Annotated in this window: 20 protein-coding genes; 8 read left to right on the top strand and 12 right to left on the bottom strand. The window is 69.2% G+C overall.

Annotation, left to right across the window (positions count from 1 at the left end):
- Window positions 1–17: 17 nt before the first annotated feature.
- The 3 genes from OHO83_RS34870 to arc all read right to left on the bottom strand — a co-directional run bounded on the left by OHO83_RS34870 (window position 18) and on the right by arc (window position 3,912).
- Complete coding sequence (locus OHO83_RS34870; protein ID WP_011027899.1) at window positions 18–236, bottom strand: ubiquitin-like protein Pup; 219 nt, start codon at window positions 234–236, stop codon at window positions 18–20.
- Between the two features lie 120 nt (window positions 237–356).
- Entirely contained in the window at window positions 357–1,868 is a 1,512-nt protein-coding gene (gene dop / locus OHO83_RS34865; protein WP_341483354.1) for a depupylase/deamidase Dop, read from the bottom strand.
- Window positions 1,869–2,145: 277 nt separating this feature from the next.
- Entirely contained in the window at window positions 2,146–3,912 is a 1,767-nt protein-coding gene (gene arc / locus OHO83_RS34860; protein ID WP_266668625.1) for a proteasome ATPase, read from the bottom strand.
- A 254-nt stretch (window positions 3,913–4,166) separates the two neighbouring features.
- Here arc and OHO83_RS34855 point away from each other — a divergent pair, with 254 nt between their 5' ends.
- Window positions 4,167–4,481: a ferredoxin gene (locus tag OHO83_RS34855; RefSeq protein ID WP_266668626.1), complete on the top strand. Its 315-nt coding sequence runs from the start codon at window positions 4,167–4,169 to the stop codon at window positions 4,479–4,481.
- A 99-nt stretch (window positions 4,482–4,580) separates the two neighbouring features.
- Here the strand turns inward: OHO83_RS34855 and OHO83_RS34850 are convergent, their stop codons facing one another.
- From OHO83_RS34850 to OHO83_RS34840, 3 genes are all read right to left on the bottom strand, one after another.
- The gene (locus tag OHO83_RS34850) at window positions 4,581–5,159 is read right to left on the bottom strand and encodes a hypothetical protein (RefSeq protein ID WP_329435961.1); all 579 of its coding nucleotides are present in this window, start codon (window positions 5,157–5,159) and stop codon (window positions 4,581–4,583) included.
- A 219-nt stretch (window positions 5,160–5,378) separates the two neighbouring features.
- Entirely contained in the window at window positions 5,379–6,284 is a 906-nt protein-coding gene (locus OHO83_RS34845; RefSeq protein WP_116503110.1) for a tRNA (adenine-N1)-methyltransferase, read from the bottom strand.
- A 61-nt stretch (window positions 6,285–6,345) separates the two neighbouring features.
- Window positions 6,346–7,917, bottom strand: a complete 1,572-nt coding sequence (locus tag OHO83_RS34840; protein WP_330280251.1) for a site-2 protease family protein — start codon at window positions 7,915–7,917, stop codon at window positions 6,346–6,348.
- A 206-nt stretch (window positions 7,918–8,123) separates the two neighbouring features.
- On the opposite strand from OHO83_RS34840, the gene OHO83_RS34835 reads away from it, so the two are divergent.
- Together OHO83_RS34835 and OHO83_RS34830 are read left to right on the top strand one after the other, a co-directional pair.
- Entirely contained in the window at window positions 8,124–8,981 is an 858-nt protein-coding gene (locus OHO83_RS34835) for a RecB family exonuclease (protein WP_330280250.1), read from the top strand.
- A gap of 38 nt (window positions 8,982–9,019) precedes the next feature.
- Complete coding sequence (locus tag OHO83_RS34830; RefSeq protein ID WP_116503106.1) at window positions 9,020–9,691, top strand: response regulator; 672 nt, start codon at window positions 9,020–9,022, stop codon at window positions 9,689–9,691.
- Window positions 9,692–9,755: 64 nt separating this feature from the next.
- Here the strand turns inward: OHO83_RS34830 and OHO83_RS34825 are convergent, their stop codons facing one another.
- From OHO83_RS34825 to metH, 4 genes are all read right to left on the bottom strand, one after another.
- On the bottom strand, window positions 9,756–11,345 hold the full coding sequence (locus OHO83_RS34825) for an ABC transporter substrate-binding protein (RefSeq protein WP_266668633.1): 1,590 nt from the start codon (window positions 11,343–11,345) through the stop codon (window positions 9,756–9,758).
- A gap of 75 nt (window positions 11,346–11,420) precedes the next feature.
- Complete coding sequence (locus tag OHO83_RS34820) at window positions 11,421–13,025, bottom strand: ABC transporter substrate-binding protein (protein WP_266668634.1); 1,605 nt, start codon at window positions 13,023–13,025, stop codon at window positions 11,421–11,423.
- Between the two features lie 369 nt (window positions 13,026–13,394).
- Window positions 13,395–14,090 carry an HAD family hydrolase gene (locus OHO83_RS34815; RefSeq protein ID WP_266668635.1) on the bottom strand — a complete coding sequence of 232 codons (696 nt, stop codon included), beginning with the start codon at window positions 14,088–14,090 and terminating at the stop codon, window positions 13,395–13,397.
- A gap of 142 nt (window positions 14,091–14,232) precedes the next feature.
- On the bottom strand, window positions 14,233–17,754 hold the full coding sequence (gene metH / locus OHO83_RS34810; RefSeq protein WP_266668636.1) for a methionine synthase: 3,522 nt from the start codon (window positions 17,752–17,754) through the stop codon (window positions 14,233–14,235).
- Between the two features lie 288 nt (window positions 17,755–18,042).
- Here metH and OHO83_RS34805 point away from each other — a divergent pair, with 288 nt between their 5' ends.
- From OHO83_RS34805 to OHO83_RS34785, 5 genes are all read left to right on the top strand, one after another.
- Window positions 18,043–18,807, top strand: coding sequence for an IclR family transcriptional regulator (locus OHO83_RS34805; protein ID WP_266668637.1), 765 nt, complete (start codon window positions 18,043–18,045; stop codon window positions 18,805–18,807).
- A gap of 366 nt (window positions 18,808–19,173) precedes the next feature.
- Window positions 19,174–19,965, top strand: coding sequence for an MIP/aquaporin family protein (locus tag OHO83_RS34800; protein WP_266668639.1), 792 nt, complete (start codon window positions 19,174–19,176; stop codon window positions 19,963–19,965).
- A 60-nt stretch (window positions 19,966–20,025) separates the two neighbouring features.
- Window positions 20,026–21,570 (top strand): glycerol kinase GlpK, encoded by a 1,545-nt coding sequence (gene glpK, locus OHO83_RS34795; RefSeq protein WP_266668641.1) that lies wholly within the window; start codon window positions 20,026–20,028, stop codon window positions 21,568–21,570.
- Window positions 21,571–21,573: 3 nt separating this feature from the next.
- Entirely contained in the window at window positions 21,574–23,196 is a 1,623-nt protein-coding gene (locus tag OHO83_RS34790) for a glycerol-3-phosphate dehydrogenase/oxidase (RefSeq protein ID WP_266668643.1), read from the top strand.
- Window positions 23,197–23,320: 124 nt separating this feature from the next.
- Window positions 23,321–24,379, top strand: coding sequence for an LLM class flavin-dependent oxidoreductase (locus OHO83_RS34785; RefSeq protein WP_266668645.1), 1,059 nt, complete (start codon window positions 23,321–23,323; stop codon window positions 24,377–24,379).
- Window positions 24,380–24,447: 68 nt separating this feature from the next.
- On the opposite strand, the gene OHO83_RS34780 is transcribed toward OHO83_RS34785, so the two are convergent.
- Window positions 24,448–24,984 carry a MarR family winged helix-turn-helix transcriptional regulator gene (locus tag OHO83_RS34780; protein ID WP_266668647.1) on the bottom strand — a complete coding sequence of 179 codons (537 nt, stop codon included), beginning with the start codon at window positions 24,982–24,984 and terminating at the stop codon, window positions 24,448–24,450.
- A 56-nt stretch (window positions 24,985–25,040) separates the two neighbouring features.
- On the bottom strand, window positions 25,041–25,670 hold the full coding sequence (locus OHO83_RS34775) for an SRPBCC family protein (protein WP_329435949.1): 630 nt from the start codon (window positions 25,668–25,670) through the stop codon (window positions 25,041–25,043).
- Window positions 25,671–25,704 lie beyond the last annotated feature (34 nt).

Here is a 25,704-nt window from a genome sequence, read left to right as displayed (position 1 = left end):
TTCAAAGGTGGAACGAGCTACTCGCCGCCCTTTTGAACGAAGCTCCGCACGAAGTCCTCGGCGTTCTCCTCGAGGACGTCGTCGATCTCGTCCAGCACGGAGTCGACGTCGTCGCTCAGCTTCTCCTGGCGTTCCTTGAGGTCCTCGGAAGCCTGCGCGTCCTGCGCCTGCTCCTCGACCTCCTCGGTGGAACGCGTCGCCTTCTGCTGTCCGCCGCCGGTGTCCTTGGTCGCCATCTACCTCACCCCGCTCGGTTCGACGTTCTTGATCAGACCCTACAAGCCGGGTCCGACATCGGCCCCGCACTTCGTCCAACGTGCGAGGCCCACCTCTGTGATTCCCCTGCCGCCGGCTTTTCAGCCTCCGGACAGCACCCGGACCAGATCTTCGGCCGTGCGGCACCGGTCGAGCAGCTCCTTCACGTGATTACGCGTTCCGCGAAGGGGTTCGAGGGTTGGGACCCGCTGCAGAGAGTCACGGCCGGGCAGATCGAAGATCACCGAGTCCCAGGAGGCCGCGGCGACGTCGTCCGCGTACTGCTCCAGGCAGCGTCCCCGGAAGTACGCCCTGGTGTCCTCCGGAGGCTTCGTACGGGCCCTCTCGACCTCCGACTCGTCCAGGAGGCGCTTCATCCTGCCGCGGGCCACGAGACGGTTGTACAGGCCCTTCTCGGCCCTCACATCGGCGTACTGGAGGTCGACGAGGTGGAGCCGCGCGGCGTCCCAGTCGAGGTTGTCGCGGCGGCGGTAGCCCTCCATGAGCTGCCGCTTCGCGACCCAGTCGAGCTCTCCGGCCAGGCTCATCGGATCGCTCTCCAGTCGGCCGAGCACGTCCTCCCAGCGGGTCAGGACGTCCTTGGTCTGTTCGTCGGCGTCCGCCCCGTAACGCTCCTCGACGTACTTCCTCGCGAGCTCGAAGTACTCCATCTGGAGCTGCACCGCGGTGAGCGTGCGGCCGCTGCGGAGCGTGACCAGGTGTTGCAGGCCGGGATCGTGGGAGACCTGGTGGAGGGTGCGCACGGGCTGGTCGACGGCCAGGTCGACGGCGATGAAACCGTCCTCGATCATGGAGAGGACCAGGGCCGTCGTGCCGAGCTTGAGATAGGTCGAGATCTCGGAGAGGTTCGCGTCGCCGATGATCACGTGCAGGCGGCGGTACTTCTCCGCGTCCGCGTGCGGCTCGTCCCTGGTGTTGATGATGGGGCGCTTGAGGGTCGTCTCCAGGCCGACCTCGACCTCGAAGTAGTCCGCGCGCTGGCTGAGCTGGAAGCCGTGCTCATGGCCGTCCTGGCCGATGCCGACGCGGCCGGCGCCGGTGACCACCTGGCGGGAGACGAAGAAGGGCGTCAGGTGGCGCACGATGTCCGAGAAGGGGGTCTCCCGCTTCATCAGGTAGTTCTCGTGCGTGCCGTAGGAAGCACCCTTGTTGTCGGTGTTGTTCTTGTACAGGTGGATCGGCTGGGCTCCGGGGAGCTGGGCGGCGCGCTCGGCGGCCTCGGCCATGATGCGCTCGCCGGCCTTGTCCCACAGGACGGCGTCCCGGGGGTTGGTGACCTCGGGGGCGCTGTATTCAGGGTGTGCGTGGTCGACGTACAGGCGGGCACCGTTGGTGAGGATGACGTTGGCCAGGCCGATGTCCTCGTCGGTGAGCTGGCTGGAGTCGGCGACCTCCCGGGCGAGGTCGAAGCCTCGCGCGTCCCGCAGCGGATTCTCCTCCTCGAAGTCCCAGCGGGCGCGGCGCGCCCGGTGCATCGCCGCCGCGTAGGCGTTGACGATCTGGGACGAGGTGAGCATGGCATTGGCGTTGGGGTGGCCGGGGACGGAGATCCCGTACTCCGTCTCGATGCCCATTACTCGCCGTACGGTCATGCGGCCCTCCTTGCCCGGCGGCGCCCCCGTTCGAGGGCGGCGCTCAAGTACCGCTGGTTCTCCGGTGCGCGTGCGGTGCCCGTCCCCGCGCTGCGCGACTCGGCGGTACGAAGAGCCTAGAACGCCTATGCGCTGGTGGGGAGATCATTACCGTCATTGCTGTTGCTGAGCCTGCGAGCCGGCCGTTGCCGGGAAACCGGAAAGTCGGCCGGAATTGTTGCCTGGAAAACAGTCGGCTGCGGGTACCCGGTAGAGGCACCCGCAGCCGCCCTGCCTTTTACAGGTACTGCCCGGTGTTCGCCACCGTGTCGATGGAGCGGCCGGTGTCCGCGCCCTGCTTTCCGGTGACGAGCGTACGGATGTAAACGATCCGTTCGCCCTTCTTACCGGAGATGCGAGCCCAGTCGTCCGGGTTGGTGGTGTTCGGCAGGTCCTCGTTCTCCTTGAACTCGTCCACACAAGCCTGGAGGAGGTGGGAGACCCTGAGGCCCTTCTGGTTGTGCTCGAGGAAGGCCTTGATGGCTGCCTTCTTGGCGCGTCCGACGATGTTCTCGATCATGGCGCCCGAGTTGAAGTCCTTGAAGTACAGGACTTCCTTGTCACCGTTGGCGTACGTGACCTCGAGGAAGCGGTTCTCCTCGCTTTCCGCGTACATCTGCTCCACGGCGGTCTGGATCATCCCGTGGACCGTACTGGCGCGGTCGCCGCCGTGCTCCCCGAGGTCGTCGGAGTGCAGCGGGAGACGGGCGGTCAGGTACTTGGCGAAGATGTCCTTGGCCGCCTCGGCGTCCGGGCGCTCGATCTTGATCTTCACGTCGAGTCGTCCGGGCCGCAGGATCGCGGGGTCGATCATGTCCTCACGGTTGGAGGCACCGATCACGACCACGTTCTCCAGGCCCTCCACACCGTCGATCTCGGCGAGCAGCTGGGGGACGATGGTGTTCTCCACGTCCGAGCTGACGCCGGATCCGCGGGTGCGGAAGAGGGACTCCATCTCGTCGAAGAAGACGATGACGGGCGTGCCCTCGCTGGCCTTCTCACGCGCACGCTGGAAGACGAGGCGGATCTGCCGCTCGGTCTCGCCGACGTACTTGTTGAGCAGCTCCGGACCCTTGATGTTGAGGAAGAAGCTCTTGCCCGTGGCCTGTCCGGTCACTTCCGCGACCTTCTTGGCAAGGGAGTTGGCCACCGCCTTGGCGATCAGGGTCTTGCCGCAGCCGGGAGGTCCGTAGAGCAGGACGCCCTTGGGCGGCCGCAACTCGTGCTCCTTGAACAGGTCCGGGTAGAGGTAGGGGAGCTCGACCGCGTCGCGGATCAGCTCGATCTGGTTGCCCAGACCGCCGATCTGCTCGTAGCCGATGTCCGGGACCTCTTCCAGGACGAGCTCTTCGACCTCGCTCTTGGGTACGACTTCGTAGACATAGCCGGATCGGGGTTCGAGCAGGAGGGCGTCGCCGGGCCGGATGGTGATGTCGAGGAGCGGTTCGGCGAGCCGGACCACCCGTTCTTCATCGGTGTGGCCCACCACCAGGGCGCGCTCGCCGTCCTCGAGGATCTCCTTGAGGGTGACGATGTCGCCGACGCTCTCGTACTCCATGGCCTCGACCACGTTGAGCGCTTCGTTGAGCATCAGTTCCTGGCCGCGCCTGAGCTCATCGAGCTCCACGCTGGGGCTGACGTTCACCCGGAGCTTGCGGCCGCCGGTGAAGATGTCGGCGGTACCGTCCTCGTTCGCCATGAGGAAGACTCCGAAGCCGGCCGGCGGCTGCGCGAGCCGGTCGACTTCCTCCTTGAGGGCCACGATCTGGTCGCGGGCCTCCCTGAGCGTGTTGGCGAGCCGCTCGTTCTGTGCGGACACGCCGGCCAGGTTGGTCTGCAGCTCGACGATCCGCTCTTCGAGAATCCTCGTATGGCGCGGAGAGTCGGCGAGCTTGCGTCGCAGGACGGCGATCTCCTGCTCAAGATAGGCAATCTGACCGGCGGGGTCGTCGGACCCTCTTCCCGGGCGGATGCCGCGGTTCATGTCGTCGTCGTGGGCTGCCACGGTCCTCACCTCCTCCAAGGGGAGCTGGACGCTTCCAGACCCTACCTGGGTGGGTGTCGATTGAAACCCCTAGATCACAAAGACGAAGGGGGTGTGTCCGATCTTCACCCTTGCGCTCTCCCTCACGCCAGGGGAATACCCACCCAACAACATCGGAAAGCGGCCGGTTGTAGGGTCGAAGTGTTCAACACCCGTCGGAGCTGGCCCGACTTGCTGGTACGCGGGACGGTTCGAGGCAGGAAGCGGCAGGAGATATGAGCGTGCAGCAGGAGGCCGGATCCGGCACCGACAGCGGTGTCGCCCTTGAGGTGTGGATCGACCAGGACCTCTGCACCGGCGACGGGATCTGCGTGCAGTACGCGCCGGAGGTCTTCGAGCTGGACATCGACGGACTGGCCTATGTGAAGGGCGCGGAGGACGAGCTGTTGCAGGCGCAGGGGGCCACCACCCCGGTGCCGCTGCCGCTGCTGAACGACGTCGTGGACTCCGCGAAGGAGTGCCCGGGCGACTGCATTCATGTACGTCGCGTTTCGGACAGGGTGGAGGTCTACGGCCCTGACGCGGAGTGACCGCGGGGTTCCCGCGCGTCACTCGACGTGGGGGAGGCCGACGAAAGGGGCCCGTGCCGCCGTTCCCGGCGGGCAGGGCCCCTTTTCGTGTGCCGCGCCTCAGACGCTGCGTGCCTCCGCGGGAGTGGAGCGCACGAACGCGTCGCCCTTCCACTGCCACTTGGCCTTGTCCTGGGTGTCGGGGCAGCAACTGGGGACGGCGGAGCTGGAGTAGCCGAGGAGCGTTGCGGTGACGGCCTGGTCGCGTACCGCCACGTCGTCGGCGGTGAGCCGGTCCTTCGGGTCGACGAGGGTGGCGACGATGCGCGGCGCGGCGTGGGCCTCGTGGGGCTGGGTGAGGACGTAGACACCGTTCGGCGGGGTGCCGGAGCCGGCGTCGCAGCGGACCACGGCGACGGTTTCCGGCCTGCCGTCACCGTCGAGGTCCCCGGTGGCCTTCTTCACCACGAGGATCTTGGCCGGACCGCAATCGAGCGGGAAGTGGACGGCAGCCGCGTCGGGCGGTGCGGCGGCGGCTCTGGTGCCGACGGGCTGTGTTCCCGGCTGGGCCGCGGTGGCCGCGCCGGGCTGCAAGAACGAGGAGGCCGCGACGACGGCCGATACGGCCGCGGCGGTCGCGAGCCAGTGGATGGGGCGGGTGGTGGTGTGCGCCAGTTCCGGGACGGCGGGGTGCTGCACTAGGAGTGTCTCCTGTGAGGGCTGTGCCGGTGGGGGTGGCCAGCATCGTGCCATACCTCACACCGTGGGGGAACGTCAGGGTCCGCTGATTCTCAGCTTCCTCACGTGTCCTTGCCGTATCGTGCGCGCCGCTCCTCAACGAACGGGCGCCGCCGTCGAGTTCCCCCGATATGCGGGGAACTCGACGGCGGCGCCCGTGCGTTGTGTCGGGTGTTCGGGTCAGCGCCCGGCGTTGCCGCCGTCCGCGTTCGGGCCCGAGTAGTCCTCGCCGTACGCACCCTTGGCGGGGCGGCGGCGGCGCATGGGCGGCTCCACGCCGTCCGCCAGGCGACGGGCGGTGAGGAGGAAGCCGGTGTGGCCGATCATGCGGTGGTCCGGGCGGACGGCCAGACCCTCGACGTGCCAGTTACGGATCATCGACTCCCAGGACGTCGGCTCGTTGAAGCAGCCGATCTCGCGGATGGACTCGACGGTCCGCGCGAGCTGGGTGGTGGTGGCGACGTAGCAGCAGAGGATGCCGCCGGGGACGAGTGCCTTGGAGACGACCTCGAGGCACTCCCAGGGGGCGAGCATGTCGAGGATGACGCGGTCCACGTCGGCGTCGCTCAGGTTGTCCTGGAGGTCACCGACGGTGAGCTGCCACGCGGGGTGGGGGCCACCGAAGTAGCGCTCCACGTTCTGCGTGGCGATCTCGGCGAAGTCCTCGCGGCGCTCGTAGGAGTGCAGCATGCCCTCGTCGCCGATGGCGCGCAGCAGGAAGCTGCTCAGCGAGCCGGAGCCGACGCCTGCCTCGACGACGCGTGCGCCGGGGAAGATGTCGGCGAAGGCCAGGATCTGCCCCGCGTCCTTGGGGTAGACCACGGCGGCGCCGCGGGGCATGGACAGGACGTAGTCGGGGAGCAGGGGGCGCAGCGCGAGGTAGGCGACGTTTCCGGTGGTGCGGACAACGCTGCCCTCGGGAGCGCCGATCAGCTCGTCGTGGGGGAAGGAACCCTTGTGGGTGTGAAAGTTCTTCCCGGCCTCGAGCGTGAACGTGTAGTGGCGGCCCTTGGGGTCGGTCAGCTGTACCTGGTCCCCGACCTTGAAGGGCCCGCGTCGGCGGGCGGCACCGGTCGGTTCGGACATGTGACCAGCCTACCGGTCCGCGGAGGGCCCGCGGACCAGGGGCGCCGGGCTGCGGGCCCGGTCAGGAGGGGCGGGCCATGGCCTTGACGAAGGCGCGCTCCACGTCGGCGGCGGACAGGACGCCGTAGATGGCGCCGCTCTCCTCGACGACGAGGTACTCGGTGGCGGGGGTGGCGCGCAGGGCGTCGAGGAGCTCCTCGCCGGCGAGCTCCGCGGAGACGCGCATGCCGTCGGTGAGGTCCTGGGCGAGGCCGCTGACGGCGACCCAGGGGCGGCGGTGTTCCGGTACGCCGACGATGGCGGCCTCGCGCACGAGGGACCTGGGTTCCCCGTCGGCGTCGACGATGACGAGGGCGCGGGCGCCCGCCTCGTTGGCGCGGCGCAGCGCCTCGGACAGCGGGGTGGCGCTCTCCACGGGGACGGCACGGCGGGTCAGGGTGCGGGCGCGCAGCTCCGGGAGGTGTTCGCGCAGGCGGGCCATGCGAAGGCTGTTGCCGGCGCCGGTCCAGATGATCGCGGCGAGGATGGCGGCCAGCAGGGCGTCGGTGACGGTGTCCATGCCGCTGACGTCCGCGGCGCCTTCGCCGAGGGCGCCGGACTGGGTGAGCAGCGGGAGTCCGATGAGGACGGTGATCGCTAGGGCCCGGCCGACCCAGGCGGCGGCGATGGTGCCGCTCATCGGCTTGCCGGTGATCTTCCAGACGATGGCGCGGAGCATGCGGCCACCGTCGAGGGGCAGGCCGGGGAGCAGGTTGAACGCGGCGACGATGAGGTTGGAGATCATCAGTCCCGCGAGCAGGACTCCGGGCACGGTGCCGGGATCCACGGCGAGCATGCCGAGGTAGAAGACGCCGGCCAGGACGAGGGAGAGCAGCGGTCCGACGAAGGCGAGTACGAACTCGCGCCCCGGCGTCTCGGATTCCTTCTCGATCTCGGACACGCCGCCGAAGAACTGGAGCTGGATGCGGCGCACCGGCAGCTTGAAGCGGAGCGCGGCGACGGTGTGCGCGAGTTCGTGGACGAGCACCGAGGCGTAGAACGCGACCGCGAAGAAGAGGGAGACGAGATAGCGGACCGCGCCGAGTCCGGGCAGGACGTGGTCGAGTTGTCCGCCGAAGACCCAGGTGATGAGGGCCGCGACGAGGAACCAGCTGGGCGCGACGTAGACGGGGACGCCGAAGGGGCGGCCCATGAGGAGTCCGCCACGGGGCTCGGGAGCCTTGGTGGGGCGGCGGCCGCTTGTCGCGGGGGTACGAGTGGGTGGGGTGTCGTCCTGGGACACGGGGTCCTGGGCGGGCGGTGCCGTGTCATCGCCGTCGGCCGGGGTGTGCTGGGCGAACAGGTCCGAGCCGGAGGCGGTGTCCGAGGTGTCGCCCTCGTCGGCCGGGGTGTGCTGGGCGAACGGGTCCGAGCCGGAGGCGGCGTCCGAGGTGTCGCCCTCGGCGGCCGGGGTGGCGTCCTCGCGGTGCTCCTTGTGCGGCGGCTCCTCCGGGTCCCGGGGCGTGTGCGGGACGGAATTCGCGCGGGCCGTGCCGTTCGCGCCGGCGGCTGGTGGGGGCGTGGGGCCGGGGCGGGCGGCCTGGTGGTCGTCCGTCGTGCCGCTGCCGGGCTGCGGCCGGCCGCTCTCGTCCACGGTGATCCCTCGGTCCCCTCGTTGGAAATCCCTCGGTCCTGCCGTTGCACGATCATGCAGGGCGAGGGGGTCTGTCGTCGATGGTATGCGTCCGGTGCGGCGCGGCCCTCGTCGACTCCCCTGCGGTGCCGCGGGGTCCCGCTTCCCAGGACGCCCGTGAAGCGTTCGTACCTGACTGTCAGTGGCGGCCCGTAAGGTCTGTCGTCATGGAAACCAGCACCGAAGGGGCCGCCGCGGCCGCTCGCCCTGCGTCGCTCTCGCCGTCGCGCGCGAGCGACTTCATGCAGTGCCCGTTGCTCTACCGGTTCCGGGTGATCGACAAGCTGCCGGAGAAGCCGAGCGAGGCGGCGACCCGAGGCACGCTGGTGCACGCCGTGCTGGAGAGACTGTTCGACGCTCCGGCGGCAGAGCGGACGGCCCCGCGGGCCAAGGCCCTCATTCCCGGCCAGTGGGACCGGCTGCGCGAGGTGAAGCCGGAGCTGGCGGATCTGTTCGCGGACGACGGCGAGGGTGAGCGGATGACGCGCTGGCTCGGTGAGGCCGAGCAGCTCGTCGAGCGCTGGTTCACGCTCGAGGACCCGACGCGTCTGGAGCCCGCCGAGCGGGAGCTGTTCGTCGAGGCCCAGCTGGAATCGGGCCTGAAGCTGCGCGGCATCATCGACCGGGTCGACGTGGCGCCGACGGGCGAGGTCCGGATCGTCGACTACAAGACGGGCAAGGCCCCGCGCCCCGAGTACGCGGAGGGCGCCCTCTTCCAGATGAAGTTCTACGCGCTGGTGGTGTGGCGCCTGAAGGGCGTCGTGCCGCGGCGGCTCCAGCTGGTCTATCTGGGCAGCGGTGACGTGCTGACGTACGACCCGGTGGTGGAGGACCTGGAGCGGGTGGAGCGCAAGCTGCACGCGCTGTGGGACGCGATCCAGCTGGCCACGGAGACGGGCGAGTGGCGGCCGCGCCCGACGAAGCTGTGCGGTTGGTGCGACCATCAGGCGGTTTGCCCGGAGTTCGGTGGGACTCCCCCGCCGTATCCGCTTCAGATCAGGGTGTCCGGGTCGGACGCCGGCTAGCAGGGCAGAATGGGCCCGGACTACCGAAGGAGAGTTACGTGGCGATCCGCGTCCTACTGGTCGACGACCAGCCGCTGCTCCGTACCGGGTTCCGGATGATTCTGGAGGCCGAGCAGGACATCGCGGTCGTCGGCGAGGCCGGAGACGGCCTGCAGGCGCTCGACCAGGTCCGTGCCCTGCAGCCCGATGTGGTGTTGATGGACATCCGTATGCCGCGGATGGACGGTGTCGAGGCGACTCGACAGATCACCGGCCCCGGCCGGGACGGTCCGGCGAAGGTGCTCGTACTGACGACGTTCGACCTCGACGAGTACGTGGTGGAGGCGCTGCGCGCCGGCGCCAGCGGCTTCCTCCTGAAGGACGCCCCGGCCAATGAACTGGTGCAGGCGATCCGGGTGGTCGCGGCGGGCGAGGCGATGCTCGCGCCGAGCATCACGCGCCGGCTGCTCGACAAGTACGCGGACCATCTCCCGTCGGGCGACGACCCGGTGCCCGACACCCTGCACACGCTGACCGAGCGTGAGGTCGAGGTCCTGAAGCTCGTGGCGCGCGGCCTGTCGAACGCCGAGATCGCGGCGGATCTGTTCGTCAGCGAGACGACGGTGAAGACCCATGTCGGCCATGTGCTGACGAAGCTGGGGCTGCGCGACCGTGTGCAGGCCGCGGTGTACGCGTACGAGAGCGGTCTGGTGCGTCCCGGCGCGCAGTAGAAGCAGGCGTCGGAAAGAACAGGTCGGTGGCCGCCTCCCTTCCCGGGAGGCGGCCACCGACCGTTCAGGCGGTGCCCTTGCTGATCTCCCAGAAGCGGAACACGGTCGACGCGTCGAGGCAGGACTCCAGGCCGTAGACGCTGTCGCGGACGACGGCGTACTGCTTGGCCTGCCAGACGGGCAGGACCGGCAGCTGGTCGGCGACGATGTTCTGGAGCTGCTCGAAGTCCCGGTCGGTGGAGGCGCGGTCGCTCTCCGCCCCGGTCTCCGGGATGATCTTCCCGGTGATGGTGCTGTTGGTGTAGTTGTTCCCGAGTACGTTGCCGGCGCCGAAGAACGGCTGGGTGAAGTTGTCGGGGTCCGGGTAGTCCGGGACCCAGCCCTTCACGTACACGCCGTACTTGCCGGTCTTGATGTCCTTCTCGTACTGGCCGAACGCGATGGACTTCATGTCGGCGTCGAACAGGCCGCTCGCGTTGAGCTGCTTGGCGATGGCCGCCAGTTCCTGGTCGGTGGCGGGGCCGTAGCGCGAGGGCGTCGACCAGAGGGTGATCTTCACCTTGCCGGTGATGCCGTCGGCGCGCAGCGCTGCGCGGGCCTTGGCGGGCGAGGGGTGGGCGCCGTAGGTGTCGAAGAAGGCCGTGTTGTGGCCGCTGATGCCCGCCGGGATGATCGAGTACAGCGGGGTGGCGGTGTCCTGGTAGACCTCGTCGACCAGGGCGTCCCGGTCGATCAGGTAGGCCATGGCCTTGCGTACGGACAGGCGTCCCGCGACGGGGTCCTTCATGTTGAAGACCAGGTGCTGGACCTCGGCACTGGTGCCCTCGACGACGTCCATGGTGCTGCTCGTCGAGGTGGAGTTCTCGATCCCGGCGATGTCCTTGGCGGCGAGTCCTCGGTAGGCGAGGTCGATGTCGCCGCCGACGAGGGCCTTCTTCAGGCCCGCCTGGTCGCCGTGGAAGAACTTGATGGTCATGCCGGAGTTCTGGACCTTCGCGGTGCCCTTGTAGCCCGGGTTGACCGAGAAGACGGCCTTCTTCTTGTCGAAGGAGTCCAGCTTGTAGGGGCCGGAGCCGACGGCCTTGCCGTCCGTGCGCAGGCCGTCCATGGAGTAACCGGTGTGGTCGACGATGGAACCGGCGCCGGACGCGATCTTGCTGGGGAAGGTGGCGTCCGCGTGCTTCAGCTTGAAGACGACCGTCTTGGCGTTCGGCGTCTCGACCTTGTCGAGCATGGGGAACATGATCGCCGGGCCGGCGTCGTCAGCGATGTTCATCATGCGGTCGAAGGAGAACTTGACGTCCTTCGACGTGAGCTTGTGGCCGTTGCTGAACGTGAGGCCGTCGCGCAGGGTGCAGGAGTAGACGCGGGTGCCGGAGTCGGTGAAGGAACACTCCTTGGCGGCTTCGGGTTCCGGCTCCGTGCTGCCCTTGGGGAAGCTCAGGAGCGACTGGAACACGTTGTTGAACAGCAGCCACGACCCCGGGTCGTAGCCGGACGCCGGATCGGTGGCCTGGATGTCGTCGGACATTCCCATGACCACGGCCCCGCCCTGCCCTGCGGCATCGCCCTGGTCGGTGCCACAGCCGGCCAGCAGGGCCGCGGTGAGTCCCGTCCCGAGGGGCAGGATCAGCCACTGGTTGCGCATTCTCACGTACGTGCCTTGTCGTCAGTGGTGCGGAAATCGGGCGAGCCGGCCGCCCGGAGGGGAGGCCGGCTCGCGCGGGGATCAGCCGCTCACGCCGCGGCCGAGCTCCCAGAGCTGGAGGATCGAGGAGGAGCTCAGCGCCCACTCGACTCCGGTGATGTCGTCGCGGGCGGCGACGTACTGCTTGCCCTGCCAGAGCGGCAGGACCGGTACGTCGTCGGCGACGATGTTCTGGATGCTCGTGAGGCTCTTGGAGGCGGTCAGCCGGTCGGCCTCACGACGGGACTCGGGGATGAGCTGGTCCCGGATCGTGCTGTTCGCGTACGGGGACGCGAGGAAGTTGTCCTTGTCGAGGAACGGCGCGATGAAGTTGTCGGCGTCGGGGAAGTCGGGGAACCAGCCGAGCCCGTAGACGTCGTACTTGCCCTTGAGTTCGGAGGCGCGGTACGTGTCCCAGGCGTCGCCCTTGATGCCGACGTCGAACAGGCCGCTGGAGTTGAGCTGCTTCTTGAGCACCTCGAACTCCCGCTTGGTGGCGGGGCCGTAGTGGTCGGTCGTGTAGTGCAGGGTCAGCTTCACCGGCGTGGTGATGTCGGCCCGGGACAGGATCGAGGCGGCCTTGGAGACGCTCGGCTCGCTGTACTTGTTGAAGAACGAGTTCGTGTGGCCGGTGATGCCGGCGGGCACGAGCGAGTAGAGCGGCTCGGCGGAGGTGCCGTAGACGTCGGCGGTGAGCTGGCCGCGGTCGACGACCTGCGCCATCGCCTGGCGGACGGCCTTGCTCTTGACCACCGGGGCACTGGTGTCGAACCCGAGGTAACGGATCTCCATGCCCGGCATCTCGACCAGGTTGATGTTCTTGCCCGGGTTGTCCGAGAGCTGCTTGATCTGCTCCGGCGACATGGTGCGCGTCATCATGTCGACGTCGCCCTTTTCGAGGGCCTTGCCCATGGCGTCGGCGTCCGCGAAGGAGACCAGTTCCACCTTGTCGTTCTTCGGCTTCAACTGCCCCTTGTAGTGGGGGTTCTTGGTGAAGACGGCCTTGACGAGGGTGTTGTTCCTGACCTTGGCGTCAAGGGTGTACGGGCCCGAGCCGTCGACCGCGAAGCCGTTGCGCAGCCTCCCCTTCGTGTAGTCGTCGGGGTTGACGATGCCGGCGGTGGGTGTGGCCAGCTTGTACGGGAAGGTGGCGTCGGGGCTCTTCAGGTGGAAGATGACCTCGTTGCGGCCCTTGGTCTCGATCGTGTCGACGCTGGAGAGCAGCGCGGAGGAGCCGCTGTCGCTCTTGATGCCGAGCACACGGTCGATGGAGAACTTCACGTCGGACGCGGTGACGGGGGTGCCGTCGGCGAACGCGAGGCCCTTGCGCAGGGTGCAGGAGAAGCGCTCGTTGCCGGTGTCGGTGAAGCCGCAGGTCTGGGCGGCCTCGGGCACCGGCTCGCCGCCGCCGCGCGGCATGGCCATCAGGGTCTGGATGGTCTGGCGCAGCACGTTCCAGGAGCCCGCGTCATAGGCGTACGCGGGGTCGAACGGGGCCGGGACGGCCTTCGAGGCGACGAACCGGTCGGTGGTACCGACGGCGATCGGGTTGCCGTCCTTGCCCCCGCTGTCGGACCCTCCGCAGGCGGCGAGCACAGGCGCGAGCAGGCCGATGACGGCCGGCAACACCAAAGTCTTGCGGTTCATGCTCGAAGTTCTCCAGAGCTGTCGATCCCGTGGGCCCGGCAACGGGGGTGGTGTCGACGGGACACGAGGGGTTACGGCGATGTTCTCGCCACGACATTAATGCGCACGGCGAAGCGTCCCGAAGGGGCCGGAGCCATGGCTTCATCACGCTGCGAAACCGGGCGCGGACACACCGATAACCCCACAGGGGTCGCTTCGGCCCAGGGTCCGACCAATCGGGACACAAGGTCACTCGGAGTGGAGCGGGGGGTGGGGTCGCAGCACAGCTCCGCATACCTGTCGACCCCACGCCGAGTGGGAAACGTCACATGCTCAACTGGGTTGATGGGCGCAGCATTTCGGCCACGCGCGAGCGGCGTTACCGAAGGTTCAGTAGCCCATCAGGCCATGCAGGAATGGCAGGTTGACGTGTTCGAGCGAGGGGACGACGGTGCGCCGGTAGGCGGGTGCGATGGGGGCCACGGAGGGTACGGCGACGACGTGGCAGCCGGCCGCCTCGGCGGCGGCGACCCCGGTGGCGGTGTCCTCGATGACGGCGCATCTGGCCGGATCCGCACCCAGTCCCGCGGCGGCGAGCAGATACGGGTCGGGGTACGGCTTCGTCCGCTCGACCTCGTCACCTGCGACCGTGAGCGCGAAGTGCTGGGGGCCGAGCGAGGTCAGGACCCGGTCGATGATGCGCCGGTGCGAGGCGGACACGAGGGCCGTGGGCACGTCGTGGGCGGCGAGTTCGGCGAGGAGCCGCGCGGCGCCCGGCATGAGCGGCAGGACGCTGCTGATGCGCTCCTCGAAGCCGTCGTTGAGCAGCACGGTCAGCTCGGGGAGCGTGATGTCCGCGCCGGTCGCCTCGATGAGGAAGCCGGCACTGCGGGTCATGGGGCCGCCGACGACGACTTCGCGCCACGCCTCGTCGAGCGCGTGCCCCAGCGAGCCGAAGACGGCGACCTCGGCGTCCCACCAGAAGCCTTCGGTGTCCACCAGAGTGCCGTCCATGTCGAGGAGCACGGCCTGCAGGGCGGAGCCTTCGGCCGTTCGGGTACCGAGAGCGGGGACCGTACTGGTCATCCGGGCACACCTCCGTGAGGGACGAGAAGGCCGGCTGCCTCCTTTTGACGGGAAGGCAACCGGCCTGCACTGGACCGACCAGTGTACGACTTCCGGGGATCAGCGCGCGCGCTGACACCCCGCGGGCGGTCTGCGCACCGCGCTAGCGCGCGTTGAAGTACTTCGCCTCGGGGTGGTGGATGACGATCGCGTCCGTGGACTGCTCCGGGTGGAGCTGGAACTCCTCCGAGAGGTGGACGCCGATGCGCTCGGGCTCCAGGAGCTGAGCGATCTTGGCGCGGTCCTCGAGGTCCGGACACGCTCCGTAGCCGAGAGAGAAGCGGGCGCCGCGGTACTTGAGCGCGAACATGTCCTCCATCTCGGCCGGGTCCTCGCCGGAGAAGCCCAGCTCCGAACGGACGCGTGCGTGCCAGTACTCGGCGAGCGCCTCGGCCAACTGGACGGACAGGCCGTGCAGTTCGAGGTAGTCGCGGTACGAGTTCGACTCGAAGAGCTTGGCGGTCTCCTCGCCGATCCGGGAGCCGACGGTGACGACCTGGAGGCCGACGACGTCGGTCTCGCCCGACTCCTCGGGACGGAAGAAGTCCGCGAGACACAGACGGCGGCCACGGCGCTGGCGCGGGAACGTGAAGCGGGTGCGCTCGTTGCCCTGGTCGTCGAGGATGATCAGGTCCTCGCCCTTGGACACACACGGGAAGTAGCCGTAGACGACGGCCGCTTCCAGGAGGTTCTTGGTGTGCAGTTCGTCCAGCCAGCCGCGCAGCCGCGGGCGGCCCTCGGTCTCCACCAGCTCCTCGTACGTGGGTCCGTCGCCGGTGCGCGCCTGCTTGAGGCCCCACTGGCCCTTGAACAGGGCGCCCTCGTCCAGCCAGGACGCGTACTCCTTGAGCTGGATGCCCTTGATGACGCGGGTGCCCCAGAAGGGGGGCTCGGGGACCGGGTTGTCGGTGGACGTGTCGGAGCGCGCCGGCCCCTCTTCGGGCCGCTCCTCGATCTGTACGGCGCCCGCCTTGACCCGGCGCTGCTTGAGCTCGGGGAGCGTGGCGCCGGGGACGCCCCGCTTGACGGCGATGAGGGCGTCCATGAGGCGCAGACCCTCGAACGCGTCACGCGCGTAACGGACTTCGCCCTCGTAGATCTCGTGGAGGTCCTGCTCGACGTACGCCCTCGTCAGCGCCGCGCCGCCGAGAATCACGGGGAAGTCGGCGGCCATCTTGCGCTGGTTGAGCTCCTCCAGGTTCTCCTTCATGATCACCGTGGACTTGACGAGGAGTCCGGACATGCCGATGACGTCGGCCTTGTGCTCCTCGGCGGCTTCCAGGATCGCGGAGACGGGCTGCTTGATGCCGAGGTTGACGACGTTGTAGCCGTTGTTCGACAGGATGATGTCGACGAGGTTCTTGCCGATGTCGTGGACGTCGCCGCGCACGGTGGCCAGGACGATGGTGCCCTTGCCCTCGGCGTCGGACTTCTCCATGTGCGGCTCCAGATAGGCCACCGCGTTCTTCATGACCTCGGCGGACTGGAGCACGAACGGCAGCTGCATCTGGCCGGAGCCGAAGAGTTCGCCGACGACCTTCATGCCGTCCAGGAGCGTCTCGTTGACGATCTCGAGGGCGGGGCGGGTCTGCAGCGCCTCGTCGAGGTCGGCCTCCAGGCCGTTCTTCTCGCCGTCGATGATGCGGCGCTTGAGGCGCTCGTCCAGGGGCAGCGCGGCCAGTTCCTCGGCCTTGCCGGCCTTGAGGGACTTCGCGGTGGCGCCCTCGAACAGCGCCATCAGCTTCTGCAGCGGGTCGTATCCCTCGGCGCGACGGTCGTGGATCAGGTCGAGAGCCGTCTGCACCTCCTCCTCGCTGAACCGGGCGATCGGGAGGATCTTCGACGCGTGCACGATCGCCGAGTCGAGGCCCGCCTTCACGCACTCGTCGAGGAAGACCGAGTTGAGGAGGATGCGGGCGGCCGGGTTCAGGCCGAAGGAGATGTTCGACAGGCCGAGCGTGGTCTGCACGTCGGGGTGACGGCGCTTCAGCTCACGGATCGCCTCGATGGTGGCGATGCCGTCCTTGCGCGACTCCTCCTGGCCGGTGCAGATGGTGAAGGTGAGGCAGTCGATGAGGATGTCCGACTCATGGATGCCCCAGTTGCCGGTCAGGTCGTCGATGAGGCGCTCGGCGATGGCGACCTTGTGCTCGACGGTGCGGGCCTGGCCCTCCTCGTCGATGGTCAGCGCGATCAGGGCGGCGCCGTGCTCCTGCGCGAGGCGGGTGACCTTCGCGAAGCGGGACTCGGCGCCGTCGCCGTCCTCGTAGTTGACGGAGTTGATGACCGCGCGGCCGCCGAGCTTCTCCAGGCCGGCCCGCAGGACCTCGACCTCGGTGGAGTCCAGGACGATCGGCAGGGTGGAGGCGGTGGCGAAGCGGCCGGCCAGCTCCTCCATGTCGGCGACGCCGTCACGGCCCACGTAGTCGACGCAGAGGTCGAGCATGTGCGCGCCCTCGCGGATCTGGTCGCGGGCCATCTCGACGCAGTCGTCCCAGCGGCCGTCCAGCATGGCCTCGCGGAACTTCTTGGACCCGTTGGCGTTCGTGCGCTCGCCGATCGCCATGTACGAGATGTCCTGGCGGAACGGGACCGTCTGGTAGAGCGAGGCGGCGCCCGGCTCGGGGCGCGGCTCGCGGACGGTGGGAGTGAGGCCTCGGACGCGCTCGACGACCTGGCGCAGGTGCTCGGGGGTGGTGCCGCAGCAGCCGCCGACGAGGGAGAGCCCGTACTCGCGGACGAACGTCTCCTGGGCGTCGGCCAGCTCGGGGGCGGTCAGCGGGTAGTGCGCGCCGTTCTTGCCGAGGACGGGCAGGCCGGCGTTGGGCATGCAGGACAGCGGGATCCGGGAGTGGCGGGCGAGGTAGCGCAGGTGCTCGCTCATCTCGGCCGGGCCGGTGGCGCAGTTCAGGCCGATCATGTCGATGCCGAGGGGCTCCAGGGCGGTCAGTGCCGCGCCGATCTCCGAGCCGAGGAGCATCGTGCCGGTGGTCTCGACCGTGACCGAGCAGATCAGCGGGAGATTCGCACCGGTGGCGTCGAGGGCGCGGCGGGCGCCGATGATCGAGGCCTTGGTCTGGAGCAGGTCCTGCGTCGTCTCGACGAGGAGCGCGTCGGCGCCGCCGGCGATCATGCCTTCGGCGTTCTGCTGGTAGGCGTCGCGCAGCGCGGTGTACGCGGCGTGGCCGAGGGTGGGCAGCTTGGTGCCGGGGCCCATGGAGCCGAGGACCCAGCGCTGCTGTCCGGTGCTCGTGGTGAACTCGTCGGCGACCTCGCGGGCGAGGCGCGCGCCGGCCTCGGAGAGCTCGAAGACGCGCTCAGGGATGTCGTACTCCCCCAGGGCCGCGAGATTTGCGCCGAACGTGTTGGTCTCGACGCAGTCGACGCCGACCGCGAAGTACTCCGCGTGGACCGAACGGACGATGTCGGGGCGGGTGACGTTCAGGATCTCGTTGCAGCCCTCGAGGTTCTCGAAGTCCTCGAGGGTCGGGTCCTGCGCCTGGAGCATCGTGCCCATCGCGCCGTCGGCCACGACCACACGGGTGGCCAGGGCTTCGCGGAGGGCGTCGGCTCGGGTCCGGCCGGCGGAGTCGGTGGACGGGACGGGCGTTGGCAACGAGGCCATGAAAGTGCTCCCTGAGGTGCGACGGCTGTCGGCTTTGCGGCTCCCATGGAGGAGGCGCACCCGGTCAGGGTAGCCGGGCCGGTGGTTTCCGCGCGGAGGCGTCCACTGGCCGGAACGGCCACGTGGCGCGGGGTGCGGATGTGTGCGGGTGCGCTCCGAACCGGGGCGTCGAGCCAAACGGGGCGAAATATAGGCTCCTCGCGTATTCGCACGAGGTCGGCAACGACCGATAGTGTTCAGCATTGTCGAACGTTGCTCGGCGAGAGGATCGAGGGAGGAAGGGCTGGGATGGCACGGAACATCCAGTCACTCGAGCGGGCAGCCGCCATGCTGCGGCTCCTTGCGGGCGGTGAGCGCCGGCTCGGCCTCTCGGACATCGCCTCGGCGCTGGACCTGGCCAAGGGCACGGCGCACGGCATTCTGCGTACGTTGCAGCACGAGGGCTTCGTCGAGCAGGACGCCGCGTCGGGCCGCTACCAGCTGGGCGCGGAGCTGCTGCGCCTCGGCAACAGTTATCTCGACGTGCACGAGCTGCGGGCACGCGCGCTGGTGTGGACGGACGACCTGGCGCGCTCCAGCGGCGAGAGCGTCTATCTCGGCGTCCTGCACCAGCAGGGCGTACTGATCGTGCACCACGTGTTCCGGCCCGACGACAGCCGTCAGGTCCTGGAGGTCGGGGCGATGCAGCCGCTGCACTCCACGGCGCTCGGCAAGGTCCTGTCGGCGTACGACCCGGTGGCGCACAGCGAGGTGGTCGAGGTGGAACGCAAGGTGTTCACCGGGCGGACCGTGAGCGACATGGCGGAGTTCGAGAACCTGCTGGACCTGACCCGCGCGCGCGGGTACGCGGACGACGTCGAGGAGACCTGGGAGGGCGTCGCGTCCGTCGCGGCCCCGATCCATGACCGGCGGCGCATGCCGGTCGGCGCGGTCGGCATAACAGGCGCCGTGGAGCGCGTGTGTGTCGACGGGGAGCTGCGCCCCGAGCTCGTCGCCGCCGTGCGGGACTGCGCCCGCGCCGTCTCGCGGGATCTGGGCGCCAGCCGCTTCTGAGCTCCCCTCGCCGCCCCGCCGGCACCCCTGTACGGACCGAAGGCCCCGCTTCCCGGCGGGGCCTTCGCCGTTTCAGCGTGCAGGCCGCACCTTTCCGGGACACCATCGACGGACGCGCAGTCCAGACACGGAACCGATAGCCCGGCCCGATCAATAACGATCGAGTTTTCGATAACAGAACCCTTGACTAGCGAGTAACCCCGGGGTGAGACTCGCGTCCATCGGTCGGCATTGTCGAACACCTACCGGCAATAGACGTTAGAGTGTGGCAAGCCAGGGCCGAAAACGCTCTCACCTGAGGGCGCGAACCACCGGAGAGGGACCCGGGGTTCGGCTTCCCCTGGACGAAGGACAAAGGAGTCGCGGGTGTCCAGCTCCGACATCTTCATCGGCGAGACCATCGGTACCGCCGTGCTCATCCTGCTGGGCGGTGGCGTGTGCGCCGCCGTCACGCTGAAGCGCTCCAAGGCGCGCAACGCCGGCTGGCTCGCGATCACCTTCGGGTGGGGCTTCGCGGTACTGACCGGTGCCTACCTGGCAGGGGGCGTGTCAGGCGCCCACCTGAACCCGGCGGTCACCATAGGCCTCGCCATCGAGGGCGGCACCAAGTGGAGCGACGTACCGCTCTACCTGGGCTCGCAGCTCCTGGGCGCGATGATCGGCGCCCTGCTGGTCTGGGCCACGTACTACGGCCAGTTCCAGGCGCATCTGACCGACCCGGAGATCCTCGAGGCCCCGCCGGCCGAAGAGGGCATGATCACCGAGAAGTCCGCGCCCAAGGCCGGACCGGTGCTCGGCATCTTCTCGACCGGCCCCGAGATCCGGAACGTGGCGCAGAACCTCGTCACGGAGATCATCGCCACGGTCGTGCTCGTCCTGGCCATCCTCACGCAGGGCCTCAACGACGGAGGCAACGGCCTGGGCGTCCTCGGCGCCATGGTCACCGCGTTCGTCGTGGTCGGCATCGGCCTCTCCCTCGGCGGGCCCACGGGCTACGCGATCAACCCGGTCCGTGACCTCGGACCCCGCATCGTGCACGCCCTGCTGCCCCTGCCGAACAAGGGCGGCTCCGACTGGACGTACGCCTGGATCCCGGTCGCCGGCCCTCTCATCGGCGGCGCCATAGCGGGCGGTCTCTACAACATCGCCTTCAAGTAGGCGACCGACCCCCTACGCACCCTCCGCCAGAGCCGCACCGAGAACTTCCAGGAGCAGACCGTGACCGACGCACACACCGCGGGCCCGTTCATCGCAGCGATCGACCAGGGCACCACCTCCAGCCGTTGCATCGTCTTCGACAAGGACGGCCGGATCGTCTCCGTCGACCAGAAGGAGCACGAGCAGATCTTCCCGAAGCCGGGCTGGGTCGAGCACAACGCGACCGAGATCTGGACCAACGTCCAGGAGGTCGTCGCCGGGGCCATCACCAAGGCCGGCATCACCCGCGACGACATCAAGGCCATCGGCATCACCAACCAGCGCGAGACGACGCTGCTGTGGGACAAGAACACGGGTGAGCCCGTCCACAACGCCATCGTCTGGCAGGACACCCGCACCGACGCCCTGTGCAAGGAGCTCGGGCGCAATGTGGGCCAGGACCGCTTCCGCCGCGAGACGGGCCTCCCGCTGGCGTCCTACTTCGCGGGCCCCAAGGCCCGCTGGCTGCTCGACAACGTCGAGGGCCTGCGCGAGCGCGCCGAGGCGGGCGACATCCTCTTCGGCACCATGGACAGCTGGGTCATCTGGAACCTGACCGGTGGTGTCGACGGCGGTAAGCACGTCACCGACGTGACCAACGCCTCCCGCACCATGCTGATGAACCTCCACACCATGGAGTGGGACGCGAAGATCGCCGAGTCCATCGGCGTCCCGCTGACCATGCTCCCGGAGATCCGCTCCTCCGCCGAGGTGTACGGCGAGGTCAGCGGCGGCAGTCTCGGCGACCTCCTCGGCGGCATTCCCGTCGCGTCCGCGCTCGGCGACCAGCAGGCGGCCCTGTTCGGCCAGACCTGTTTCTCCGAGGGCGAGGCCAAGTCGACGTACGGCACCGGCACCTTCCTCCTGATGAACACCGGCGACAAGCCGGTCAACTCGTACAACGGCCTGCTGACCACCGTCGGCTACCGCATCGGCGACCAGAAGGCGGTCTACGCCCTGGAGGGCTCGATCGCCGTCACCGGTTCGCTGGTGCAGTGGATGCGCGACCAGATGGGCCTGATCTCCACCGCCGCCGAGATCGAGACGCTCGCGTCGTCGGTCGAGGACAACGGCGGCGCGTACTTCGTGCCGGCCTTCTCCGGTCTGTTCGCCCCGTACTGGCGCTCCGACGCCCGCGGTGTGATCGCCGGCCTGACCCGGTACGTCACCAAGGCACACCTGGCGCGTGCCGTCCTGGAGGCCACGGCCTGGCAGACCCGTGAGATCACCGACGCCATGACGAAGGACTCCGGCGTCGAGCTCGCGGCGATCAAGGTCGACGGCGGCATGACCTCCAACAACCTTCTGATGCAGACGCTCTCGGACTTCGTGGACGCCCCCGTGGTGCGCCCGATGGTCGCCGAGACCACCTGCCTCGGTGCCGCCTACGCCGCCGGTCTCGCCGTCGGCTTCTGGACCAGCACCGACGACCTGCGCGCCAACTGGCGCCGGGCCGCCGAATGGACCCCCAACATGGCCGCGGAGAAGCGCGACCGTGAGTACAAGAGCTGGCTCAAGGCCGTTGAACGCTCCATGGGCTGGCTCGACGAAAGTGGCGAGGAGTAAGACATGACCACCCTGCAGAGCGTCCCTGCCCTCGGGACGCATCCGGCCGCCGGCTCGACTGCGTCGTTCAAAGCAGCGAGCCGCGCCGAGACCCGGGAGCAGCTTTCCAAGGCTCAGTACGACCTCCTGGTGATCGGCGGCGGAATCCTGGGCATCTCCACCGCCTGGCATGCCGCGCAGTCGGGACTGCGGGTGGCCCTGGTGGACGCCGGCGACTTCGCCGGCGCCACCTCCTCCGCCTCCTCCAAGCTGCTCCACGGCGGTCTGCGCTACCTGCAGACCGGCGCGGTGAAGCTGGTGGCGGAGAACCACTTCGAGCGGCGTGCGGTGTCGCGTCAGGTGGCACCGCACCTCGCCAACCCGCTCACCTTCTACCTGCCCGTCTACAAGGGCGGCCCGCACGGCGCCGCGAAGCTGGGCGCGGGCGTGTTCGCGTACAGCGCCCTGTCGGCGTTCGGTGACGGTGTCGGGCACCTGCTCTCCCCCGCGAAGGCACAGCAGGACGTGCCCGAGCTGCGGACGGAGAACCTCAAGGCCGTGGCCGTGTACGGCGACGACCAGATGAACGACGCGCGCATGGCGCTGATGACCGTCCGCGCGGCCGTCGACTCCGGGGCCGTCGTCCTCAACCACGCCGAGGTCACAGGCCTGCGCTTCACCCGGGGCCGGGTCACGGGCGCGGACCTCAAGGACCGTGTCGACGGCGAGGAGTTCGGCGTGAACGCCCGGCTCGTGCTGAACGCGACCGGTCCCTGGGTCGACCACCTGCGCGCCATGGAGGACCCGAACGCGGCGCCCTCCATACGCCTGTCCAAGGGCGCCCACCTCGTCCTCAAGCGCACCTCCCCGTGGAAGGCCGCGCTCGCGACGCCGATCGACAAGTACCGCATCACGTTCGCCCTCCCGTGGGAGGACATGCTGCTCCTCGGCACGACCGACGAGGAGTACGAGGGTGACCCGCGCGACGTGTCGGTCACCGAGAAGGACACCGACCAGATCCTGGACGAGGCGGCCTTCTCCGTACGGGACCAGCAGTTGAAGCGGGATCTGATCACGTACTCGTTCGCGGGTCTGCGCGTGCTGCCGGGCGGGCCCGGCGACACGTCGAAGGCCAAGCGCGAGACGGTCGTCACCGAGGGACGCGGCGGGATGCTGTCCGTCGCCGGCGGCAAGTGGACGACGTTCCGCCACATCGGCCGCACGGTCATGAAGAAGCTGGAGTCGCTGCCGGGCCACCCGCTGGGCGAGGACTTCGAGCCGGTCAAGGAGCTGCCGAAGCGGATGCCGCTGCCGGGTGTCGCCAACCCGCGCGCCGTCGCGCACCGCCTCCTCGTCGACAACCCGGCCCCGGGTCCGCGCATGGCGGCCGACACGGCCAGGCACCTGGCCACGCACTACGGTTCGCTGGCCTTCGACATCGCGCGGATGGCCAACGAGAACCCGGAGCTCGGCGAGCGGGTCCACCCGGACGCCCCGGAGATCTGGGCGCAGGTCGCCTACGCCCGCGACCACGAGTGGGCCGAGACGGCGGACGACGTGCTGCGCCGTCGCACCACGCTCACGATCCGCGGCCTCGCCACGGACGACGTGCGGGCCAAGGTCCAGGACGTGCTCGACAAGAAGTAGGCACCCCTGGCACCACCTGACTCGAGGGGCGGCTCCCACGGGGGGAGCCGCCCCTCTCGCATGCCCCGGTGCGCTGCCATGCCGCGTACACACGCCCGCAACGCCCGGGCGCGAGAGTGGGGGCATGAAGTTCCAGGTCCTGTCCATCATCGGCCATGCGCCGCACCCACTCTCCGGTGAACTCCCATCCGCCGCCGACCGGTTGGCGCAGGTCGTCGACGTCGGTGCCGCGGCGGAGGAGTTCGGCTTCGACGCGTACGCGGTCGGCGAGCGGCACGCGGGGGCGTTCCTGTCGTCGAGCCCGACGGTGCTCCTCGGCGCGCTGGCCGCCCGTACGTCCCGTATCAAGCTGCTGACCGGCGTGACGGTCGTCGCGATCCTCGATCCGGTACGGGTCGCGGAGGACTACGCGACCCTCGACCAGCTCTCCCGTGGACGCGTCGAGTTGGTCATCGGCAAGGGCGCGGAGGCCGGCCACTTCGACCTCTTCGGGCTCGACGAGGAGCGGCAGTGGGACCTCCAGAAGGAGAAGTACGAGCTCCTTCGGCGGCTGTGGAGCGAGGAAGGCGTCGACTGGGAGGGCGAGTTCAGGCCCGCCCTGAAGAACGTGACGACGGTGCCGCGTCCGTACGACGGACTGCCGCGCGTCTGGCACGGCTCGGCGACCTCGCTCAACTCCCCCGAGCTGGCGGCCCGGCACGGCGATCCGCTGTTCACGGCCAATGCCGTCCAGCCGCGGGCGGCCTACGCGAAGCTCATCGACCACTACCGGGAGCGGTTCGAGGCGTACGGGCACGATCCGGCGCGGGCGCATGTCGCGGCGGGCTCGGGCGGCCTGCTCATCGCGGACTCGCACGAGCGGGCGGTGGCGCGCTTCAAGGAGCTGTACGAGGCGAAGGTCGCGCAGTCCTTCAAGCCGCACCTGGAGGGCAGGGCGGGGTACAACACGCCGTTCCGCACGATCGAGGACGCCATCACGGACGGGCCCCAGCTGATCGGTTCGCCGCAGCAGATCATCGACAAGATCCTCGGCTACCACGAGGTGTACCGGCACGACCTCCAGTCGGTCACCGTCGACGCCTTCGGGCAGGGGACGGGCGAGCAGGTCGAGACGCTCCAGCGGTTCGCCGAGGAGATCGCTCCGGTGATCAGGAGAGAGGCGCCCAGCTCCCTGTGGGAGTGAGCGCCCCGGTTCCAGGAAGCCGCATCGTCGCCGGGCGACCGCTGCGTCGCCCGGAACCCGCTCCGTCTCTATGAAGCCGCTTCGTCCGGGGTGTCGGACGCGAGGATGGAGTTCTCCAGCTTGCGCAGGAGCCGCGCGAGCTGGCGGCACTCCGAGGGGGAGAGCTCGCCGAGCATCCGGCGTTCGTTGTCCAGGTGCTCGGTGAACACCTCGTCGACCGTGGCGAGGCCCGCGTCCGTGAGCCGTGAGTAGACGACTCTGCGGTCGCCGGCGTCGCGTTCCCTGACGATCAGGCCGTCCTTCTCCAGGCGGTCTATGCGCAGGGTGACCCCGGCCGACGAGACGAGCCCCTGGTCGGCGAGCTGCCCGGCGGTCAGGCGATACGGCTCGCCGGAGCGGCGCAGCGCGGTCAGCACGTCGAACCCGGCGACGGAGAGCCCGTGCCGCTCTATCGAGGCGATCAGCTTGGTGTTGTACCGCAGGAACGAGCGGTGCAGCCGGGCGAGGACCTCCAGTGGGGTCGTGTCCAGCTCGGGCCGCTCACGCGCCCAGTCCTCGATGACCTCCGCCACGGCATCACGCCGTGGCGCCTTCCGTTCAGCCATCCCCGTCCCCTCGGCCGCTCCCGGGCGCGACGCGATGTCCTACGCCCCTGAAAATCCTACCCCTGAAGCGATCGGGGGCCGGACGCGCGTCGGGCGAAGAGGCGGATCACGGCGATCGTGACGAGGACGGCCGCGGCCGGGACGGCGGCCTTCCGGAGGAGGACGGGCAGCGCTGCCGCGCCGAGGTCCACCGCTTCGGGCTCGCGGGCCTGGGACGGGACCGCCGCCGCGGCCTCCGCGGTGGCCGGTTCCCTCAGCAACGCCTCCAGCCGGTCGGCGAATTGGCGCACGATGCGGTCACCGACCTCGGTCATGATGCCGCGGCCGAACTGGGCCGGGCGGCCCGTGATGTCGAGGTCGGTGCTGACGCGGACCCGTGTGCCCGCCGGGTCCGCGGCGAGTGACGCGGTGACGGTGGCGGACGCGGTGCCCGCGCCCCGGGTCTCGCTGCCGCTGAGGTCGAGGACCATCGAGCGGCCGCTCTCGTCGCGGGTCACGGTGCCCTCACCGCGGTAGCTCATCTGCACGGCGCCGACCTTCACCTTGACGCGACCGGTGAAGGCGTCGCCGTCGAGGGTGTCGAGCACGGCGCCCGGCATGCAAGGGGCCACACGGCCGAGGTCGAGGAAGAGTTTCCACGCGTCGTCGGGCGTGGCCGGGACGGTGAAGGAGTGGTCGAGTCGCATGGGTGGGTGTCCAATCGTCGGGGTGGAGCGGCGC

The sequence above is a fragment of the Streptomyces sp. NBC_00569 genome (assembly GCF_036345255.1).
Lineage (GTDB): Bacteria > Actinomycetota > Actinomycetes > Streptomycetales > Streptomycetaceae > Streptomyces.
The sequence above is the reverse complement of the archived record's forward strand: the minus strand, read 5'-3'. Positions and strand labels throughout refer to the sequence as shown.

Coding starts and splice junctions, on each gene's coding strand:
- OHO83_RS34785 (WP_266668645.1), top strand. CDS start 23,321: ATGAAGTTCCAGGTCCTGTCCATCATCGGCCATGCGCCGCACCCACTC.
- OHO83_RS34820 (WP_266668634.1), bottom strand. CDS start 13,025: ATGAACCGCAAGACTTTGGTGTTGCCGGCCGTCATCGGCCTGCTCGCG.
- OHO83_RS34805 (WP_266668637.1), top strand. CDS start 18,043: ATGGCACGGAACATCCAGTCACTCGAGCGGGCAGCCGCCATGCTGCGG.
- OHO83_RS34870 (WP_011027899.1), bottom strand. CDS start 236: ATGGCGACCAAGGACACCGGCGGCGGACAGCAGAAGGCGACGCGTTCC.
- metH (WP_266668636.1), bottom strand. CDS start 17,754: ATGGCCTCGTTGCCAACGCCCGTCCCGTCCACCGACTCCGCCGGCCGG.
- OHO83_RS34775 (WP_329435949.1), bottom strand. CDS start 25,670: ATGCGACTCGACCACTCCTTCACCGTCCCGGCCACGCCCGACGACGCG.
- dop (WP_341483354.1), bottom strand. CDS start 1,868: ATGACCGTACGGCGAGTAATGGGCATCGAGACGGAGTACGGGATCTCC.
- OHO83_RS34835 (WP_330280250.1), top strand. CDS start 8,124: ATGGAAACCAGCACCGAAGGGGCCGCCGCGGCCGCTCGCCCTGCGTCG.
- OHO83_RS34790 (WP_266668643.1), top strand. CDS start 21,574: ATGACCACCCTGCAGAGCGTCCCTGCCCTCGGGACGCATCCGGCCGCC.
- OHO83_RS34815 (WP_266668635.1), bottom strand. CDS start 14,090: ATGACCAGTACGGTCCCCGCTCTCGGTACCCGAACGGCCGAAGGCTCC.
- OHO83_RS34845 (WP_116503110.1), bottom strand. CDS start 6,284: ATGTCCGAACCGACCGGTGCCGCCCGCCGACGCGGGCCCTTCAAGGTC.
- OHO83_RS34855 (WP_266668626.1), top strand. CDS start 4,167: ATGAGCGTGCAGCAGGAGGCCGGATCCGGCACCGACAGCGGTGTCGCC.
- OHO83_RS34780 (WP_266668647.1), bottom strand. CDS start 24,984: ATGGCTGAACGGAAGGCGCCACGGCGTGATGCCGTGGCGGAGGTCATC.